The following is a 2,747-nucleotide window of genomic DNA, read 5'->3' as shown; positions in this document are numbered from 1 at the left end:
AAACCGCGTCTTAAACAAGCGAGGTCCGAGAAGTGACATTGTATTGATAGTGTCTCAAACCCCTTAAAATCAAGGGCGAAACAAACCGAATTAATTAGGAAAGGTGCTCACTTGAAATCGACACCTCGCTCCGAATTCCTTCGAATCGTTCTCTCCTTGAGAACAAGGGCCCAAACCCATTGTCAGCCTTATGTCAATTGCCCGACCTCGCTTGTTTAGGGACTAAGAGGCTATCCGGTAACTTCTTGCTGTGTTTCCCGGTATTTGAACGGTACGGGTTTTATCGAGTTATCCGGCTTCAAGAGCCTGAGCATTCGATGAATCGAGCTGACTCGGACCATCGCCGCACTCGACTCCGTGAACCGCTCGTAGTCGCGGCTGTGCCGCCGGTATCGGCCCCGCCAGGAGAACGTCCGCTCCACCACGTACCGTTGCGGCTGCTTCACGAACCCCACGCTCCCCAACGGTCGACTGACGACCTCGATCACGTACCCCACCTTGTTCCGCGCCCGCCACTCGTCGAGGTGGTTGTTGCGGTACTTGCCATCGGCCCAAATGCTCCTCAGCCGGGTCTGGTGCTCGGCCGTCAGTCGGCCCAAGACCTCGGGGGCGATCGTCCCATCGTCGGCCGACGCCACCGTCACCAGGACGACCAACAGCAACCCCAGCTTGTCCACGATGATATGTCGCTTCCGACCCGTGATCTTCTTCCCCCCGTCGTACCCCCGGCTGTCGGCGATCTCGGTGGCCTTGACCGTCTGGCTGTCGATGCTCGCGACGCTCGGGTTGGGGTCGTGACCGCCCGCGGTGCGGACCTCCTGCCGGAGGGCGTCCCTGATCCTCTGCCAGGTGCCGTCATCCCTCCACTGGGCGAAGTGATCGTAGACGGTACTCTTGGGCAAAAGGTCGTGGGGGAGCATGTCCCACTGACAACCGGAGCGGTTCAGGTAGAAGATCGTGTTGACGACCTCCCGCATGTCGACCTTGCGGGGCCGCCCGACCCGGTTGACGGGGATCAGAGGCTCGATGATCGCCCACTGCTCGTCGGTCAGGTCGGACGGGTAAGGCTTACGCATCGGGAGATGCTCCGTCGTCGTTGTGTCTTTCGGGCCTCCTGTACGGGCAACATGTTACGAAGAAACCGGAATACCGGATAGCCTCTAAGTACCGCTCACAGCAATTAATACGACTTTGTCAGATGAACTCCGGTGCATCTGGGTTCGTAGAACGGGTATGAAGACGAACCGGATCCCTCATGCCCCCAGCACCCCGCTGCCCGAACTGGCCGAGTTCCTCGCCCACTTTCGCGTCCACTTCCCGCGGAGCGAGGGACCCCAGGCCCTGGAACGCTACCTCACCGGGCTGCTCACCGAGCACCCCAACAAGAACTGCGACACCCTCGCCCAGGTCGTCCCCGGCACCTCCGAGCAACGCCTCCAGGGCCTGCTCACCGCCATGGCCTGGGACGAGGACGACCTCAACCGCCAGCGTGTCCAGCGCCTGCTCCGCTTGCCCACCGAGGGCGACGGCGTGCTGATCTTCGACGACACCGGCTTCGCCAAGCAGGGCCGGTGCTCCGTCGGCGTCGCCCGCCAGTACTCGGGCACCCTCGGCAAGGTCGGTAACTGCCAGGTCGCGGTCAACTGCCACTACGCCGAACGCACCATCGCCTGGCCGGTCGCCACCCGGTTGTACTTGCCCCAGGACTGGGCCGCAGACACCGAACGTCGCCAGAAGGCCAGGGTGCCCGAGGAAGTCCCCTTCCAAACCAAGCCCGAGATCGCCCTGGCGCTGCTGGACCAGGCCCGCGCCTGGGGGGTCCGCCACGCCTGCGTCGTCGCCGACGCCGACTACGGCGACAACCCCAACTTCCTGGCCGGGCTGGAGCGGCGCCGGCGGCGGTACGTGGTGGCCGTCCGTGCCGACTTCGCCGTGGCGCCGGATCACACAGCTCCGGCGCGGCGGACCGATGCGCTGCTGGCCGGGTTGCCGCGCTCGACCTGGCGGACGGTGCGCTGGCGCGAGGGGAGCAAGGGCTGGCTGCGGGGCCGGTTCGCGGCGGTGCGCTGCTGGCGGGTGACGTCCGAGGGGCGGCGCCGGCAGGGCTGGCTGATCGGGGAGCGGCCCGGGCGTGGTCAGGACGGGAAGCCGAAGTATCACTGGAGTAACTTCGGGCCGGAGGAGCCGCTGGCGAGGATGGTCGAGTACGCGCACCGGCGGCACTGGGTGGAGCGGTACCACGAGGAGGCCAAGGGGCTGCTGGGGTGGGACCAGTACCAGGGCCGTCTGTGGCCGGGGTTCCATCGGCATGCCGTCAGTGTGATGCTGGCCTACACCTTCCTGGTCACTCAGGAGTGGCAACAGCGGCAGGAGCAGCGCCGGCGTGGTCGGACACGCCGGCCTTTTTCCCCCTCGGCCGGACCGCCGCCGCCTGTCGCTGCCGGAGGTGCACCGACAGGTGATCGACTGGCTGTGGCGTGAGGCGATTCGTGAGTTGGGGGCCGAGGAGTTCATCGCTCAGTTCCGGCCGATGCTTATGTGACAAAGCCGTACTAACGTGACGCTCACCGAAGGTCCGCTGACGAGTGCGGCACATCCGGGTAACGCGTCATCAGACTAATCCTCAACCAAGCGTAATCCCAGGTCATTTGAGGTCGGAAGGCTCGAAAACCCCCTGGTTTTCTCGAACAATCGAGGGGCTTCACCACACTCGCTTGTTCGCCGCCAGGAGGTTTTCGAGTGAACGC

At 64.3% G+C, this 2,747-nt stretch carries 2 protein-coding genes; one reads left to right on the top strand and one right to left on the bottom strand.

The window, feature by feature from the left end; genetic code table 11:
• Positions 1–230: 230 nt before the first annotated feature.
• Entirely contained in the window at positions 231–1,076 is an 846-nt protein-coding gene (locus tag AC11W3_RS07960) for an IS5 family transposase (protein WP_484092775.1), read from the bottom strand.
• A 157-nt stretch (positions 1,077–1,233) separates the two neighbouring features.
• Here AC11W3_RS07960 and AC11W3_RS07955 point away from each other — a divergent pair, with 157 nt between their 5' ends.
• On the top strand, positions 1,234–2,481 hold the full coding sequence (locus AC11W3_RS07955; RefSeq protein WP_484092774.1) for an IS701 family transposase: 1,248 nt from the start codon (positions 1,234–1,236) through the stop codon (positions 2,479–2,481).
• The last annotated feature ends 266 nt before the right edge of the window (positions 2,482–2,747 follow it).

The sequence above is a fragment of the Geomonas sp. genome, assembly GCF_056994735.1.
This window is presented reverse-complemented; position numbering and strand designations above follow the sequence as displayed.